15 protein-coding genes and 1 pseudogene are annotated in these 15801 nt (G+C 59.8%); 11 read left to right on the top strand and 5 right to left on the bottom strand.

Annotation, left to right across the window (positions count from 1 at the left end; all coding sequences use genetic code 11):
* Positions 1-344: 344 nt before the first annotated feature.
* Positions 345-1901 (bottom strand): nitric oxide reductase transcriptional regulator NorR, encoded by a 1557-nt coding sequence (norR, locus tag BLO97_RS12170; RefSeq protein ID WP_092149442.1) that lies wholly within the window; start codon positions 1899-1901, stop codon positions 345-347.
* 152 nt (positions 1902-2053) lie between these two features.
* Here norR and hmpA point away from each other — a divergent pair, with 152 nt between their 5' ends.
* From hmpA to BLO97_RS12120, 10 genes are all read left to right on the top strand, one after another.
* The gene (hmpA, locus tag BLO97_RS12165; RefSeq protein WP_092346024.1) at positions 2054-3235 is read left to right on the top strand and encodes an NO-inducible flavohemoprotein; all 1182 of its coding nucleotides are present in this window, start codon (positions 2054-2056) and stop codon (positions 3233-3235) included.
* A gap of 309 nt (positions 3236-3544) precedes the next feature.
* A complete protein-coding gene (locus BLO97_RS12160; protein WP_033062546.1) occupies positions 3545-4054 on the top strand; it encodes a disulfide bond formation protein B in 510 nt (169 codons plus the stop codon).
* A 93-nt stretch (positions 4055-4147) separates the two neighbouring features.
* Entirely contained in the window at positions 4148-4495 is a 348-nt protein-coding gene (locus BLO97_RS30900; protein WP_139197678.1) for a hypothetical protein, read from the top strand.
* A 333-nt stretch (positions 4496-4828) separates the two neighbouring features.
* Entirely contained in the window at positions 4829-5776 is a 948-nt protein-coding gene (gene cyoA, locus BLO97_RS12150; RefSeq protein WP_057451773.1) for a ubiquinol oxidase subunit II, read from the top strand.
* Between the two features lie 3 nt (positions 5777-5779).
* Positions 5780-7810, top strand: coding sequence for a cytochrome o ubiquinol oxidase subunit I (cyoB, locus tag BLO97_RS12145; RefSeq protein WP_092149448.1), 2031 nt, complete (start codon positions 5780-5782; stop codon positions 7808-7810).
* 3 nt (positions 7811-7813) lie between these two features.
* Positions 7814-8440, top strand: a complete 627-nt coding sequence (locus BLO97_RS12140; RefSeq protein WP_063324462.1) for a cytochrome o ubiquinol oxidase subunit III — start codon at positions 7814-7816, stop codon at positions 8438-8440.
* A complete protein-coding gene (cyoD, locus tag BLO97_RS12135) occupies positions 8441-8776 on the top strand; it encodes a cytochrome o ubiquinol oxidase subunit IV (RefSeq protein ID WP_014340102.1) in 336 nt (111 codons plus the stop codon).
* A gap of 11 nt (positions 8777-8787) precedes the next feature.
* Positions 8788-9675 carry a heme o synthase gene (cyoE, locus tag BLO97_RS12130; RefSeq protein ID WP_003178131.1) on the top strand — a complete coding sequence of 296 codons (888 nt, stop codon included), beginning with the start codon at positions 8788-8790 and terminating at the stop codon, positions 9673-9675.
* Positions 9676-9814: 139 nt separating this feature from the next.
* Positions 9815-10159 carry a toxin gene (locus BLO97_RS12125; protein WP_092223719.1) on the top strand — a complete coding sequence of 115 codons (345 nt, stop codon included), beginning with the start codon at positions 9815-9817 and terminating at the stop codon, positions 10157-10159.
* Positions 10156-10470, top strand: a complete 315-nt coding sequence (locus BLO97_RS12120) for a helix-turn-helix domain-containing protein (protein ID WP_063324464.1) — start codon at positions 10156-10158, stop codon at positions 10468-10470. Before BLO97_RS12125 ends, BLO97_RS12120 begins: the two co-directional genes overlap by 4 nt.
* A 186-nt stretch (positions 10471-10656) precedes the next feature.
* On the opposite strand, the gene BLO97_RS12115 is transcribed toward BLO97_RS12120, so the two are convergent.
* From BLO97_RS12115 to BLO97_RS12100, 4 genes and pseudogenes are all read right to left on the bottom strand, one after another.
* Positions 10657-11361 (bottom strand): hypothetical protein, encoded by a 705-nt coding sequence (locus BLO97_RS12115; protein WP_072348620.1) that lies wholly within the window; start codon positions 11359-11361, stop codon positions 10657-10659.
* Between the two features lie 139 nt (positions 11362-11500).
* Complete coding sequence (locus BLO97_RS12110) at positions 11501-12244, bottom strand: DUF72 domain-containing protein (protein WP_092346022.1); 744 nt, start codon at positions 12242-12244, stop codon at positions 11501-11503.
* 91 nt (positions 12245-12335) lie between these two features.
* A complete protein-coding gene (locus BLO97_RS12105; RefSeq protein ID WP_092223715.1) occupies positions 12336-13349 on the bottom strand; it encodes a sensor domain-containing diguanylate cyclase in 1014 nt (337 codons plus the stop codon).
* Positions 13350-13607: 258 nt separating this feature from the next.
* Positions 13608-14504 (bottom strand): annotated as a pseudogene (locus BLO97_RS12100) (LysR family transcriptional regulator); the annotation flags it as partial.
* A 99-nt stretch (positions 14505-14603) separates the two neighbouring features.
* On the opposite strand from BLO97_RS12100, the gene BLO97_RS12095 reads away from it, so the two are divergent.
* A complete protein-coding gene (locus BLO97_RS12095) occupies positions 14604-15779 on the top strand; it encodes an aspartate aminotransferase family protein (RefSeq protein ID WP_092149456.1) in 1176 nt (391 codons plus the stop codon).
* Positions 15780-15801 lie beyond the last annotated feature (22 nt).

Below are 15801 nucleotides of genomic sequence, written 5' to 3'. Positions count from 1 at the left end.
GTGGGGCGAGCATGCCGCTCGCCAAAACAGCTTTTGATATTGGGTTATCGACTTGTCGGGGGCAGGCTTTAGGGCGAAAGCTGTCGACAGTCAATTTCAAGTCAATGACCTGTGAGTACACACCTTGTGGTGAATGGATTTATCTCTGGCAAGGGGATTTATCTGTGACAAGGGGATTTATTTGTGGCGAGGGGATTTATCCCCGCTGGGTTGCGTAGCAACCCCCCCAGAAAGGTTGAACGCATTTAGTCTGGCACTCCGAGGCGAGAGGTTTCAGGGCTGCTTCGCAACCCAGCGGGGATAAATCCCCTCGCCACAACAGCGGTCGGCGGCAACAGACGGGATTATTTCAGCCCCAACCGCCGGGCCATCCGCCCCAGGTTCGCCCGGTCCAGCCCGAGCTCCCGGGCGGCGCTGGCCCAGTTGTGTTGGTGACGCTCCAGGCAGGCAGCGATCAGCGTGCGCTGGAACTCGTCCACCGCTTCGCGCAAGTCCCCCGTTACGCCCTGCGCGGTCGACGCCGGGCTGATGGACGAAGGAGTGGGGTTGTCCACAGGCGCCTGGGGCAAATCCAGGTCCTGGGCGCTGAGGCTGAGGATTTTCGGGCGCGTCGCGCACCGGCCCAAGGCCTTCAAGGCGCTGCGGCCGATCAGGTGTTCCAGTTCGCGCACATTGCCTGGCCAGTCGTAGGCCAGCAGCGCGGCCTGGGCGTCGCCGGTCAGGCGCAGGCTGCCCAGGCCCATGCGCGAACGGTTGTGCTCCAGGAAAAAACCGCTGAGCAGCAGCACATCACGTCCACGATCGCGCAGCGCCGGCACCTGCAGCGGGTACACACTCAAGCGATGGTAGAAGTCGGCCCGATAACGGCCGTTGCGCACTTCCTCGGCCAAGTCGCGATTGGTGGCCGCGATCAGGCGCACATCGACCCGGTGTTCCCTGTCCGAGCCCAGGCGTTGCAGTTGGCCGCTTTGCAGTACCCGCAACAACTTGGCCTGGACGGCCAGGGACAACTCGCCCACTTCGTCGAGAAACAAGGTGCCGCCGTCGGCCAGTTCGAACTTGCCGCGCCGGTCGTTCGTGGCCCCGGTGAAGGCGCCTCGTACATGGCCGAAGAGTTCACTTTCCACCAGGGTATCGGGCAGGGCGGCGCAATTGAGACTGATGAGTGGCTGCTCGGCACGTTTCGACGCGGCATGGATGGCCTGGGCGACCAGTTCCTTGCCCACGCCGGTTTCGCCGGTGATCAATACCGTCAGGTCGCTGCTGCCCACCAGCGTGATCTCTTCCACCAGGCGTTTGTGGGCCTTGCTCTGGCCGACCATGTCGCGAGGTTGCTGGCCGCTGGCCTGGCGATAGACCTCGGCGCGGCGGTGCTCGTCCTCGGCCTTCAGGGCCAGGCGCTCGATGCGCTCGGCGGCGCTGACCGTGGCGGCGGCGAGGCTGGCGAAGGCTTGCAGGGCACTCAGGTCGATGGGCTCGAAGCGCTCCGGATCCAGCGAATCCAGGGTCAGCAGGCCCCAGGGCCGCTCGTCGACGAACAGCGGGCAGCCCATGCAGTCGTGAACCTCCAGATGCTCGGCGAGCCCCTCGACCAGTCCGTCGTAGGGATCGGGCAGGCCGCTGTCGGCGGCGAAGCGGGTGGGCTGTGGGTTGGCCAGCAGCGCTTCGAAGCGCGGGTGTTCGCTGACCCGGAATCGCCGGCCCAGTGTATCGGTGCTCAGGCCATCCACGGCGAGCGGCACCAGGCAGTCGCCGTCCAGGCGCAACAACGCCGCCGCATCGCAGGGCAGCAGGGTTCGCAAGGTGCCGAGCAGGCGCCGATAACGTTCGCCTTCAGGCAGTTCGCGGGACAGATCGGCCACCAGTGGCAGCAGAGAGGTCAGCAGGGCGGTTGCGGTCATAATGACTCCATGTAGTCTTAACGACTATAAGATGAACCGTGTCGATATGACTACACTGTATGTAACTGACTGATATTCAATAAAAAAATTAATGGCATGGAAACTGATAAGACTTACCTAACTGTTATCGGTCATACGCCAGGAGTCACCTTATGCTCAGTCGAGAAGAACGCGCCATCATTCGTTCCACCGTTCCGTTGCTTGAAAGTGGTGGTGAGGCGCTGATCACTCACTTCTATCGCATGATGCTGTCCGAATACCCGCAGGTACGCCCGTTGTTCAACCAGGCTCACCAGGCCAGTGGCGATCAGCCGCGGGCTTTGGCCAACGGTGTGTTGATGTATGCGCGGCACATTGACCAACTCGATCAATTGGGCGACCTGGTGGCGAAGATCGTCAACAAGCACGTTGCCCTGCAGATCCTGCCGGAACATTACCCGATTGTCGGTTCGTGCCTGCTGCGAGCAATCGCCGAAGTGCTGGGCGCGGAGATCGCCACACCCGAAGTGATTGCGGCGTGGGGCGCAGCCTACAACCAGTTGGCCGATATCTTGATCGGCGCCGAAGCTGGCATGTACGACAAGAAGGCCCAGGCGCCGGGCGGCTGGCGTGGCGAGCGTGAATTCATCCTGACAGCCAAGGTCCAGGAAAGCTCGGAGATCACTTCGTTTTACTTTGAACCGGCGGACAAGGGCCCGATCCTGTTGGCCGAGCCGGGCCAGTACATCGGCATGAAGCTCATGCTCGATGGCGAGGAAGTACGCCGCAACTACTCATTGTCAGCCCTGGCGGACAACGGTCAATACCGTATCAGCGTCAAGCGCGAGCCGGGCGGGCGGGTGTCCAACCACCTGCATCATCATTTCGACGTCGGCAGCCGCATCCAGTTGTTCCCGCCGTCCGGGGATTTCTACCTGACTGCCAGCGACAAACCGCTGGTGCTGATCAGTGGCGGCGTCGGCATCACCCCGACCCTGGCCATGTTGCAGGCGGCGCTGCAAACCGAGCGGCCGGTGCATTTCATTCATTGCGCGCGCAACGGCCGTGCCCATGCTTTCCGCGACTGGATCGACGACTTGGCCAAGCGGCATCCGCAGCTCAAGCGCTTCTATTGCTACGACGAAGACGACGGCTTGAGCCCGGCGGCCGACAAGGTGGGGCTGCTGAGCCAGGAACAACTGGCGCAATGGCTGCCGCAGCAACGTGACGTGGACGCCTATTTCCTCGGCCCGAAGGGCTTCATGGGTGCCGTCAAGCGTCACCTCAAGGCCTTGGGCGTGCCGGAGCAGCAGAGCCGTTACGAATTCTTCGGCCCGGCGGCAGCGCTGGAATAAGGTCTCCACGCCCGCCACAGATCCCTTGTGCGAGCGGGCTTGCTCGTGAAGACGGCGGCACATCCAACATTGATGCAAGCTGACCCATCGCTTTCGCGAGCAAGCCTGCTCGCGATGGCGACGGCAGGTCCATCCTTGTCCAACTGCCAGAATTAATCCGCACTTAACCTTCTTGCGGTCTATTCCCCTTCAATGTCGACGCCCGCTGCTCGTTCACTGTCATGGTCTGCGTGTAGACTTCGGGCATCCGACCGCGCGCCCGAATGTTGCCGTGCCGCGCGTCGATCCATGCAGACAAAGGGAAACGCAATGAGTGAGGAAATGATGCGGTTAGGGCGTGAGCGGCGCTATCTGGTGCTGCTGGGGCTGATCTGCCTGGCGCTGATTGGCGGTGCGCTGTATATGCAGGTGGCCCTCGGTGAGGCGCCGTGCCCGCTGTGTATCTTGCAACGCTATGCGCTGTTGCTGATCGCAATCTTCGCCTTCATCGGTGCCGCCATGCGCACCCGCCGCAGCCTGACGATTTTCGAAGGCCTGGTGGTGCTCAGCGCCCTGGCCGGTGCCGGTGTGGCGGGGCATCACGTGTACACCCAGTTCTTTCCGGCGGTCAGTTGCGGCATCGACGTGTTGCAACCGATTGTCGATGACCTGCCGTTGGCGAAGATCTTTCCGTTGGGATTCCAGGTCGACGGCTTTTGCTCCACCCCCTACCCACCGATCCTGGGGCTGTCCCTGGCACAGTGGGCACTGGTGGCCTTTGTGTTGACAGTGGTGCTGGTGCCGTTGCTGGTGTCACGTAACCGCAAACCGCTTCGCTGAAACGCCTCGCTGAAACGCCCCGGTTCTCTTCTGGAGAGTCGGGGCGTTTTACGTTTCACGCTCAAGCCGGAGCGTCCTTGATCCGAGGCAAGAATGACCTGCGGCAATGTGCGACACGTTGTCACATATCTTGCGGCGCTCAGCCCTTGCGAGGGAGATAAAGCACGCTTTCCTGTAACAAAAAAATGTCTGGTTTCGCAATCAGGGTATCGCCTGCAGCAGGCATTTTTAACAGCGCCGCGTCAGGCGGCGCAGGCCCCGAAAACTGGGCGCTTGCCGGGCAAAAAACCTCTTGATGATCCTCTCGAGCTGTCTAAATCGGGCGTAGTAGGCCTACGTTTTTTGGGGTTCTTGTTGAGAATGAATTTCGATAACATGCTGGCTCGTTGCAATATCGGCAAGAGATTGTTGCCGGATCGGATAAAAATTATTTCGAGATGAGACATGGTCTACAGCGCGTCAGCTCACTACAATCGCCCGCACCGATTTTCCGACCCGGCTCAAGCTTGAGCACGAGAGTGGTCGAAGGGCGCCAGCGCCCCATGCGACCCCAGGTGTCGGTGCCTCCAACTACCCGCACCAAATGGAATTGGGCTTGAACTAGGCCTTTGACCAACGAATAAGAACTCACTGCTGGCCCAGGATGTGTCGAACTGCCGCTGACGTTCGACGGGCAGCCCTTATTCAATCCAAGAAAATGCCAACCCTTGGCAGGGTGAAGTGTTGGCGATCAAAACCCAACTGCATTGCGCAAGCTGCTTTAGAGGTCGTGAGATGAGTAAAAACAGGTACCCCCGATTACTAGGCTTGTTGCCGCTGCTCGGCACGTTGCTGCTGGGAGGCTGCAACATGACCTTGCTCGATCCCAAGGGCCAGGTCGGCCTGGATGAACGAAACCTGATCATCACCGCTACGCTGCTGATGTTGCTGGTCGTTGTGCCGGTCATCGTCATGACCTTCCTGTTCGCCTGGAAGTACCGCGCAACCAATACCAATGCCACCTACACGCCGAAGTGGTCGCACTCGACCAAGATCGAAGTGGCGGTGTGGACCATCCCGGTGCTGATCATCATTGCCCTGGGTTACATCACCTACAAGTCGACCCACGCCCTGGACCCCTATCGTCCGCTGGATTCGGACGTCAAGCCGATCACCATTGAAGTGGTCTCCATGGACTGGAAGTGGCTGTTCATCTACCCGGAACAAGGCATCGCCACGGTCAACAAGATCGTGTTCCCGGCCCACACGCCGATCAATTTCAAGGTCACTTCCGACACCGTGATGAACTCGTTCTTCATCCCGGGCCTGGGCGGCCAGATCTACGCGATGGCGGGCATGCAGACCAAGCTGCACCTGATCGCCAACCAGAACGCCGAACTCGACGGTATCTCCGCCAACTACAGCGGCGCGGGCTTTACCGGCATGAAGTTCAAAGCAATCGCCACGACCCAGGAAGATTTCGACGCCTGGGTCAACGATGTGAAGAAGGCACCTAAACAGCTTGAAAAAGCTGAATACGAAGCCCTTTCCAAGCCGAGCCAGAACAACCCAGTCGAACTCTACTCGTCGGTTACGCCGAACCTGTTCCAGACCATCATCGACAAGTATGAAGGGATGAATCCGGGCAAGCCGATGCACCACGAGAAGAACGAGAAGGAAGTGGCTCACAACATGGAAGGGATGGACATGAGCTCGCATTCAGCTGCCGGGGCAGAGGAGTAAACGATGTTTGGTAAATTAAGTTGGGAAGCGATCCCGTTCCACGAGCCGATTGTCATGGTGACCCTCGCCATCATCGCGCTCGGTGGTCTGGCATTGTTTGCAGGCATCACTTATTTCAAGAAGTGGACCTACCTGTGGACCGAGTGGCTGACCTCGGTCGACCACAAGAAAATCGGCGTGATGTACATCATTGTCGCCATGGTCATGCTGCTGCGTGGTTTTGCCGACGCCATCATGATGCGTACCCAGCTGGCCATGGCCACCGAGGGTTCGCCTGGCTACCTGCCGCCTGAACACTATGACCAGATCTTCACCGCCCACGGTGTGATCATGATCATCTTCATGGCGATGCCCTTCTTCACCGGCCTGATGAACCTCGCAGTGCCGCTGCAGATCGGCGCCCGTGACGTGGCCTTCCCGTTCCTGAACTCCTTGAGCTTCTGGTTGCTGGTGTCCGGCGTGGTGCTGATCAACCTGTCCCTGGGCGTTGGTGAGTTCGCCAAGACCGGCTGGGTTGCCTATCCGCCGCTGTCGGGCCTGCAATACAGTCCGGGCGTGGGGATGGATTACTACATCTGGGCGCTACAGCTTTCCGGATTGGGTACGACGCTGACGGGGGTCAACTTCCTCGCCACCGTGGTGAAGATGCGTACCCCGGGCATGAAGCTGATGGACATGCCGATCTTCACCTGGACCTGCACCTGGGCCAACGTGCTGATCGTCGCTTCCTTCCCGATCCTGACCGCTACCCTGGCTTTGCTGACGCTTGACCGCTACATGGATTTCCACATTTTCACCAATGAACTGGGTGGAAATCCGATGATGTACGTCAACCTGTTCTGGGCTTGGGGTCACCCTGAGGTGTACATCTTGATCCTGCCGGCGTTCGGCATTTTCTCCGAAGTCATCTCGACCTTCTCCGGCAAGAAACTGTTCGGCCACCACTCGATGATCTACGCTTCCGGCGCGATCTCGGTACTGGGCTTCATGGTCTGGCTGCACCACTTCTTCACCATGGGTTCGGGTGCCAGCGTCAACGCCTTCTTCGGCCTGGCGACGATGCTGATTTCGATCCCGACGGGGGTGAAGCTGTTCAACTGGCTGTTCACCATCTACCAGGGCCGTCTGCGTTTCACCAGCCACGTGATGTGGACCCTGGGCTTCATGGTGACCTTCGCCATCGGCGGCATGACCGGCGTATTGCTGGCCATCCCGGGTGCTGACTTCGTGCTGCACAACAGCCTGTTCGTGATCGCGCACTTCCACAACGTGATCATCGGCGGTGCGGTGTTCGGCTACATCGCCGGCTTCGCCTTCTACTTCCCGAAAGCCTTCGGCTTCAAGCTGCACGAGGGCTGGGGCAAGGCAGCGTTCTGGTTCTGGATCACCGGCTTCTTCGTCGCGTTCATGCCGCTCTATGTACTGGGCTTCATGGGCATGACCCGTCGCCTGAACACCACCACCAACCCTGAGTGGGTGCCGTACCTGTACGTCGCCATGTTTGGTGCGGTGATGATCGCTGTTGGTATCGCCTGCCAGCTGATCCAGTTGTATGTCAGCGTGCGCGATCGCAACAAGCCAGAGAACATGTGCGAACACGGCGACCCGTGGAATGCCCATACCCTGGAATGGTCGACCTCTTCGCCACCGCCGTTCTACAACTTCGCCGTGCTGCCAAAAGCAGACGTCATCGACCCGTTCACCGAAGCCAAGGAAAACGGTACCGCGTACCCGGTCCCGGCCAAGTACGAGCCGATCCACATGCCCAACAACACGGCTACCGGTGTGGTCATGGGCGCGCTGCTGACCGTGTTCGGTTTCGCGATGATCTGGCACATCTGGTGGCTGGCCATCGCCAGCCTGGTCGGCACCGTGGTGTATTTCGCTATCCATGCTGCCCGTGACGATCAGGGCTACATGGTGCCGGTGGATGTCATCGAGCGCATCGAAGCCGAGCAGCACAAACGTCTGGTCGCGGCCGGGAAAGTCCCCGCCAACGCCACCCGTGTTGAAACCTCGTTGGAACAGGCTTAAACCATGTCGAACTTAGTGACCACTGTTGGACACGCCCATGGTCATGACCATGGGCACGATGACCATCACCACGATTCGGGCGAGATGACCGTATTCGGTTTCTGGCTCTACCTGATGACCGACTGCATTCTGTTTGCGTCGATCTTCGCAGCGTACGCGGTGCTGGTTAACAACGTCGCCGGTGGCCCATCGGGCCACGACATCTTCGAACTGCCGTACGTACTGGGCGAAACCGCGCTGCTGCTGTTCAGCTCGATCACCTACGGCTTCGCCATGCTGGCGTTGTTCAAGGGCAAGAAAACCCAGGTACTGGGTTGGCTGGCCATGACCTTCCTGTTCGGTGCCGGCTTCATCGGCATGGAGATCAACGAGTTCCACATCCTGATCTCCGAAGGCTTCGGTCCTAGCCGCAGCGGTTTCCTGTCCGGGTTCTTCACCCTGGTCGGCACCCACGGCCTGCACGTGACCAGCGGCCTGATCTGGATGGCGATCATGATGTACCAGGTCCACAAAAACGGCCTGACCGCCACCAACAAGACGCGCCTGAGCTGCCTGAGCCTGTTCTGGCACTTCCTGGACGTGGTGTGGATCTGCGTATTCACCGTTGTTTATCTGATGGGGACCCTGTAAATGGCTAACGCACATTCCCATGATGGCCACGACGCCGGCCACGGCAGCGTCAAGTCCTACGCCATCGGTTTCATCCTGTCGGTGATCCTGACCGTCATTCCGTTCGGCCTGGTGATGTACCCGTCGCTGCCCAAGAGCCTGACCCTGTGGATCATCCTGATCTTCGCCGTGGTCCAGGTATTGGTGCACCTGGTGTACTTCCTGCACCTGGACCGCTCCGCCGCCCAACGTAACAACGTGGTCGCGTTTGTCTTTGCCGCGATCGTGATTGTCCTGCTGGTCGGCCTGTCGTTGTGGATCATGTTCAGCATCCACACCAACATGATGGCGCACTGAGGAAAGTCCGGATGTCCCTGAAGCACTTTATCCAAATCACCAAGCCGGGGATCATTTTCGGTAACGTGCTTTCTGTGGCAGGCGGGTTTTTCCTGGCCTCGAAAGGGCATGTCGATCTGGCCATCTTCCTGGCGGCGATGATCGGCACTTCCCTGGTGGTGGCGTCCGGTTGCGTGTTCAACAACTGCATCGACCGCGATATCGACATCAAGATGGAGCGCACCAAGAATCGGGCGCTGGTCCAAGGCCTGATTCCGGTGCAACTGGCCCTGGCATTCGCCACGGTGCTGGGCGTGGCCGGCGTGGCGCTGTTGTACTGGGTGGCCAATCCATTGGCGGCGTTGTTCGCGGTGATCGGTTTTGTCATCTACGTCGGCCTCTACAGCCTGTACCTCAAGCGCAAGTCGGTCCACGGCACGCTGGTGGGCAGCCTGTCGGGGGCGATGCCGCCGGTGATCGGCTACGTGGCGGTGAGCAACAGCTTCGACATGGCGGCGCTGACGCTGCTGGTGATGTTCAGCCTGTGGCAGATGCCGCATTCCTACGCCATTGCGATCTTCCGCTTCAATGACTATCTGGCAGCGTCGATTCCGGTGTTGCCGGTCAAGCGCGGCATCCGCGTGGCCAAGAAGCACATCCTGCTCTACATCCTGGCCTTCCTCGTGGCGACCTTGATGCTGACTTTCAGCGGTTACGCCGGCATGAGCTACCTCGCCGTCGCCGCCGCCATGGGCATGTACTGGCTGTACATGGCCTGGACCGGCTACAAGGCGGTGGACGACACGGTCTGGGCACGCAAGCTGTTCGTGTTCTCGATCTTCACCATCACCGCCCTGAGCGTCATGATGTCCCTGGACTTCAAAGTGCCGAGTGAGCTGCTGCTGACGTACGCGCCTTAAGCTTCAGAAGCTGCACGAAAAGCCCCGCCTTCGAGAGAAGCGCGGGGCTTTTTGTCTAGGTGGGGCATGGATTGGCTGTCATTCGTCGCAATAGATTTTGGTTTGTTGAACTATAAGCAATTTGCCTATAGTTTTTGCCATGCGTACCCTATTTTTTGAAACGACTACGTTCACCGCCACGGTTGGCCATTACCTGACTGACGATGAATATCGCCTGCTTCAGTCCTATATGCTGCAGCATCCTGAGGTCGGGGACGTCATGCCACGTACCGGCGGCTTTCGTAAGCTGCGCTGGTTCGATGAACGCCGTGGCAAAGGGAAGCGAGGTGGGTTGCGAGTCATTTACTATTGGCTCATGAATGATCGTCAGTTCTGGATGTTCGCGATTTATGACAAGGACGAGTTGGAAAACCTCACCTCCGAGCAAGAGAAGACGCTCAAGCGCGCCATAGAAGCAGAGTTGAAAGTGCGAGGTACCTTATGAAAAAACGTGATCTGTTTGCCGAGATGATGCAAGGCGTCGAGGAGATGGCTGCTCACCGTGAGGGCAAGATTACCCTTCGCCAGATATCGATCGAAGACAAACCGGTTCCCGAGGTGTCGGCGCAAGAAATCGTAGCGTTGCGCGACAAGCTCCATATGTCTCAGGCCGTTTTTGCCAAGAGCATCAGGACCAGTCCTGGCACCCTTAGGAACTGGGAGCAGGAGAAGTCCAAACCCAATGCCCAGGCGGCTCTTCTGATCAGGCTGGTCGAGAAATTTCCAGACATGGTCGAGCGGCTCGGAGCGGTTTGAGACGATCTCCTCATCCCCATGAAAAAGCCCCGCCTTTGAGAGAAGAGCGGGGCTTTTTCATGGGCGTTGCCTGGACGCTCTGCGTGGGAATGCAGCCAGGGACGCTCTGCGTCCCAAGAAGCCGAACGCGGAGCGTCCGAGGAGGCATTCCCACGCGGAGTGTGGGAACGATCGTTGGGCGATGGCTTATTGCTGGGCGATGCTGTAGCCGTCGAATGCTTTTTGCTGTTGCAGGGCGGTGACGATGCTTTTGCGGGTGGCCTGTTGTTCGGTGCCGTCATTGTCCAGGAAAGTTTCGCTTTCCAGCTCGGCTTCGTCGCCTTCGCCTACGAAGTTGAAGCCCAGGAACTCGAAGGCCTCGCGGTCGACGTTCGGCTTGGAGCGTGGTGTGCGCAGGGGCAGGGTGACGCTGATGCCGTCCTTGCTGATGACAAACACTTCGGCTTCTTTCTTGGCGCGTGAGGCCTTGCCCTTGCTGCCGCTCGGATTGCTGATGGCCTGATGGGTCTGGTTCAGTACTTTCAGGGCCAGGCCGTAGACCAGTTCTTGAAACGACGGGTCGTCCTTGTAGCTGGAGAGGATACGGCTGATGGGGAAGCGGCTGCTCAGGTCTTCTAGGGCCGCGAAATCGGCGGCTTCGGCGTCTTTGAGTTGTTTGAGCTGGCCCATCAGTTCGTAGGCCTTGTCGTCGTCGAACGCATCGTGAGCCTGGCGGATGGCGTTGCGCAGTTCGCGGATCTGGTCGCTTTCGCGATTCGACTGGAATGCATCGAGGACCATTTCGCTGATGGTTTTGGCCTGGGGCAGATGCTGTGAAAGATTGATGGAGTTTTCGTATTCCGCTTTGGACGACAGGGTGACTACGGATTCAGCGGTGTTGGAATCGGACATTGAAATTTCACTACTTCTGTTAGCGGGATGAGGCGAGAAAGGCATTGAGCTTTTTTCCGGTCGCCTAATCTATTGGACGCGGGCGGTGTTGTCACGGTCGGACCGGTAGCAGCTGACCATTTGTTATCGGTAGCGGGTTTCAGTTGTGCATCAGGTCCATCAATCGCAAGGCATCGCTCGTCGCGGCGCCGCTGGCGGTGTTGTCGAAGATGCACCAGGTCGGCGTGTCGGGGTCAGCTTTCAATGCTCGGGCGAGGCGCTCCAGCCAGGCGTCTTCGTAAGCTGAGTAGTAAATCCGTGGAGAACCGTGCAAGCGGTAGTAGCGAATGCCAGGCCAGCCAGCGGGTTGATCGCCGCCGGGCAAGGGGGACGGATCGGCGGCGACACGGCCGATGCATTCGTCTTGCAGCATCGCTGCGGCCTGGGGCTCGAGCCAGCTCGGGTGTCGCGGCTCAAGCACCGCGTAACCCTGATAACGGTCTCGCACGGCCTTGAAGAACGCCCCAGCCGCCGCGGCATCGAACGCCAGCGACGGGGGCAACTGAATCAAGAGGCAGCCAAGCTGATCTCCCAGTTGCGAGCATTGCCCGAGGAATTCATCCACAGGCCCTTCGCAGTCGATCAGTCGCCGTTCATGGGTGATCTGCTTGGGCACTTTGACCGAGAAACGAAAATCCCGGGCCACGCTGGCTGCCCACTTTGCATACGTGGCGGGACGGTGAGGGCGGTAGAACGAGCTGTTGATTTCCACGGCCGGGAATCGGCTGCTATAGCGTTGCAAATGAGTCCCGTCGACAGCAAAGGCCGGCCAGTGCTCCCGGGGCAGCGACCAGCCGGCGCAGCCCAGGTAAAGGCGTGGGAAGGAGGGGGATCGAATCGGCAAGGGTGAAAGCCTGATTGCTAGGGATACAGCCTATGACCGCTGCCAGCGCCTCATGTCTGCATTCTTTTTTACCTTCGGGCCTGGGCCCGGTTCATTCACAAATCACATTCTTGCCCGACATCTTGGAGCGATACAGCGCCTGATCCGCCCGGTGCAGCAACGTCGCGTGCTGTTCATTCTCGAGTCGCTGCACCACGCCAAAACTCATGGTGATCTGGAAGTCGCCCACCGGCAGCAGGTCGGACAGACCCCGGCGAATGCTTTCCGCCAGCAGGCGGGCGTCGGCCAGGGTGGTATTGGGCAAGATCATGATGAATTCGTCACCGCCCCAGCGCACCAGCAAATCGCCGTCGCGCTGGCAACGCTTGACGCTCTGCACCACTTGCACCAGCGCTGCGTCGCCAAAGGCGTGGCCGTAGCGGTCGTTGATGTCCTTGAAATCATCCACGTCCATGGCGATCAGCGACAACGGCTCGCGGAAACGCTGTGCGCGCTCACAGGCCAGCGGCAGTGCCTGGTCCAGGCGATAACGGTTGGCGACCCGCGTCAGCGCATCGGTTTCGGCAAGCCGGCGATTCTCGTCGAGCTGGATCTGCAACTGATGGTTGACCCGGGACAGTTCGCGGGTGCGTTCTTCAATGATGACTTCCAGGGATTGGTTACGCTGTTCCAGTTGTTCGAACAGACGCTTTTTGTCGTCGATACTGCGATGGGCGCCGATCATGCGCGCCACCGTGCCGTCCGGATTACGGGCGATCACGTAGCCGCGATCCTCGATCCAGATGTAGGCCCCATCGCGCTTGCGGCAGCGGTATTCGGCCTGGTAACCGTGGGAGCGTTGTTCCAGGTAGTCGTCGAACAACGCCATGACCCGTGGATAGTCATCCGGGTGGATCACGCTCTCCCAGGTCAGCACGTTGTTGTCCAGTGAATGAGGCAGGTAGCCAAGCATCGTGTACCAGCCGGGGTTGCGGTAGACGAAGCCGGTGTTGGCATTCCAGTCCCAGATGCCATCGCTGACCAGTTCCAGGATGGTGTGCAGTACGCCTTCGTCCAGATCGGACAGGTCGAACCGCAGCATATCGATGTTCGAGGCATCTCCCATCATCGTTTCCTCATCAACCTTGATATCAAAATGCTCGTCCAAGGAGGAAGAGTAGCTGATGGGGGGGTGGGGAACTAGCGGCGGATGTTCAGACGGGGTTTGCTTTGGTGGCGAGGGGATTTATCCCCGCAGGGGCGCGTAGCGGCCCCCCAAAAATCATCAAACCCGACATCACCTGCGATGTGAACCGACAGTCTTGGGGTTGCTGCGCAACCCAGCGGGGATAAATTCCCTCGCCACAGCATCATTGGGTTGGGGTTTGCCCCATTTCTCCAGTGCGAACTCGACAAAACTGCGCAGTTTCGGCAAACGGTAGCGGTCCTGCGCGTACATCAGGCTCATTGGGCGATGGGGCAACTGATAGTCCTGCAACAACGCCACCAGGTGACCATCCTTCAGGTCCTGGGCCACCAGCGCATCGGGCAGCATCACCACGCCCATCCCGGCCAAGGCGGCGCGATGCAGGCCCGAGGAGCTGTTGATCAGCATCGGTCCGTTTACCGGGACCTTGATCTCGCCGTCCGGGCCGTTGATGGGCCAGTGTTCCTGGGCGAAGCGCCATTCGTCTGCTGCCGAATAGGCGAACGACAGGCAGTCGTGTCGTTGCAGGTCCGCCGGTTGTTCCGGTGTGCCGCGCCGGGCCAGGTAGGCAGGGGAGGCGCAGATGGTCAGGGTGTAGTCCACCAACGGACGGGCAATCAGTTTCGGGTCGGGATGGCCGAGGCGAATGGCGACATCGAATCCATGTTCGAGCAGGTCCAGCCGCTGATTGGTCAGCATCACGTCGAGCTTGACCTGGGGGAAGCGCTGGCTGAATTCGGCCAGCGCCGGCGATAGGCGTTCGGTACCAAAGGTCAGCGGCGCGGTGATGCGCAGGGTGCCGCTGGGCTCGCCTTGGGTCTGTTCGGCCAGGCGCTCGGAATCGGCCACCAGCCCCAGCACTTCCAGGCAACGTTGGTAGTAGGTCGAGCCAAACTCAGTCAGGCGCTGGCGCCGCGTCGTACGGTTGATCAGGCGTACGCCGAGACGTTGCTCCAGTGCACGAAGATGATTACCCACCATGGTGGTGGACATTTCGCACGCCTGGGCCGCCGCCGTCAGGCTTCCGGTTTCTACTACCTTCACATAAACGGTCATTGCTTGGAACAAGTCCATTATCAAGCTCGGCTTTTAAATGATTGAAGTAAAGCAGCGTTTATCCAGCCTTGGTGGCTAACCATACTGGAAAAAACCAACCCAATGGAGCTTGATGCCATGACCGCTGCCTGCCTGATGACCACTTACCAACCCCTGGCGCTGAGTTTCACCCATGGTTTGGGTACGCGCTTGTGGGACCAGGATGGCCGCGAGTACCTCGATGCGGTGGCGGGCGTGGCGGTGACCAATGTCGGCCATTCCCACCCACGGTTGGTGGCCGCCATCAGCGAGCAGGCCGGCCTGCTGTTGCACACGTCGAACCTGTACAGCATCGATTGGCAACAACGCCTGGCGCAAAAGCTCACCCAGCTGTCTGGGCTGGAGCGGGCGTTTTTCAACAACTCAGGCGCCGAGGCCAACGAAACCGCATTGAAACTGGCGCGCCTCTATGGTTGGCATAAAGGCATTGAGCAGCCGTTGGTCGTGGTCATGGACAATGCGTTCCATGGGCGCACCTTGGGCACGATGTGTGCCAGTGACGGCCCCTCCGTGCGGCTGGGTTTCAATCGGTTGCCGGGGGATTTCATCAAGGTGCCGTTCGGCGATCTGGCGGCGTTTGAAGCGATCCAGCAAGCTCATGCCGAGCGCATCGTCGCAGTACTGGTAGAACCGATCCAGGGCGAAAGCGGTGTGCAACTCGCACCGCCGGGCTATCTCAAGGCCTTGCGTGAACTGTGCAGCCGGCGCGCCTGGTTGTTGATGCTCGACGAGATCCAGACCGGCATCGGTCGCACTGGCCAATGGTTCGCGTTCCAGCACGAGGGCATCGTGCCGGACGTCATGACCCTCGCCAAAGGCCTGGGCAATGGCGTACCCATTGGTGCCTGCCTGGCGCGGGGCAAGGCGGCCGAGCTGTTTACCCCTGGCAGCCATGGCAGCACCTTTGGCGGTAATCCGCTGGCCTGTCGGGTCGGCTGCACGGTGCTGGAGATCATTGAGCAACAAGCGCTGGTGGACAACGCCAGGCACCAGGGCGACCTATTGCTGAGCCGGTTGCGCATCGAGTTGGCGGACACCCCGAATGTCTTGGCGATCCGCGGCCAGGGGTTGATGATCGGCATCGAACTCAAGCAACCGGTCCGCGACCTGGCCCTTCGCGCCGCCCGGGACCACGGCCTGCTGATCAATATCACTCGGGGCCAGACCATCCGCCTGCTGCCGCCGTTGACGATCGATGGGCGAGAAGTGGAGATGATTGTCAGGGGCGTGAGCCGCTGCCTGGCGCAGGGGTGAGGGGCATTCGCCCGGACGCCGG

Source organism: Pseudomonas sp. NFACC05-1 (genome assembly GCF_900100135.1).
Lineage (GTDB): Bacteria > Pseudomonadota > Gammaproteobacteria > Pseudomonadales > Pseudomonadaceae > Aquipseudomonas > Aquipseudomonas fluorescens_Q.
The sequence above is the reverse complement of the archived record's forward strand: the minus strand, read 5'-3'. Positions and strand labels throughout refer to the sequence as shown.

Bases quoted from the DNA above. Each gene is read 5' to 3' on its own strand.
- norR (WP_092149442.1), bottom strand. From the start codon at position 1,901: ATGACCGCAACCGCCCTGCTGACCTCTCTGCTGCCACTGGTGGCCGAT.
- hmpA (WP_092346024.1), top strand. From the start codon at position 2,054: ATGCTCAGTCGAGAAGAACGCGCCATCATTCGTTCCACCGTTCCGTTG.
- BLO97_RS12160 (WP_033062546.1), top strand. From the start codon at position 3,545: ATGAGTGAGGAAATGATGCGGTTAGGGCGTGAGCGGCGCTATCTGGTG.
- BLO97_RS30900 (WP_139197678.1), top strand. From the start codon at position 4,148: ATGACCTGCGGCAATGTGCGACACGTTGTCACATATCTTGCGGCGCTC.
- cyoA (WP_057451773.1), top strand. From the start codon at position 4,829: ATGAGTAAAAACAGGTACCCCCGATTACTAGGCTTGTTGCCGCTGCTC.
- cyoB (WP_092149448.1), top strand. From the start codon at position 5,780: ATGTTTGGTAAATTAAGTTGGGAAGCGATCCCGTTCCACGAGCCGATT.
- BLO97_RS12140 (WP_063324462.1), top strand. From the start codon at position 7,814: ATGTCGAACTTAGTGACCACTGTTGGACACGCCCATGGTCATGACCAT.
- cyoD (WP_014340102.1), top strand. From the start codon at position 8,441: ATGGCTAACGCACATTCCCATGATGGCCACGACGCCGGCCACGGCAGC.
- cyoE (WP_003178131.1), top strand. From the start codon at position 8,788: ATGTCCCTGAAGCACTTTATCCAAATCACCAAGCCGGGGATCATTTTC.
- BLO97_RS12125 (WP_092223719.1), top strand. From the start codon at position 9,815: ATGCGTACCCTATTTTTTGAAACGACTACGTTCACCGCCACGGTTGGC.
- BLO97_RS12120 (WP_063324464.1), top strand. From the start codon at position 10,156: ATGAAAAAACGTGATCTGTTTGCCGAGATGATGCAAGGCGTCGAGGAG.
- BLO97_RS12115 (WP_072348620.1), bottom strand. From the start codon at position 11,361: ATGTCCGATTCCAACACCGCTGAATCCGTAGTCACCCTGTCGTCCAAA.
- BLO97_RS12105 (WP_092223715.1), bottom strand. From the start codon at position 13,349: ATGGGAGATGCCTCGAACATCGATATGCTGCGGTTCGACCTGTCCGAT.
- BLO97_RS12095 (WP_092149456.1), top strand. From the start codon at position 14,604: ATGACCGCTGCCTGCCTGATGACCACTTACCAACCCCTGGCGCTGAGT.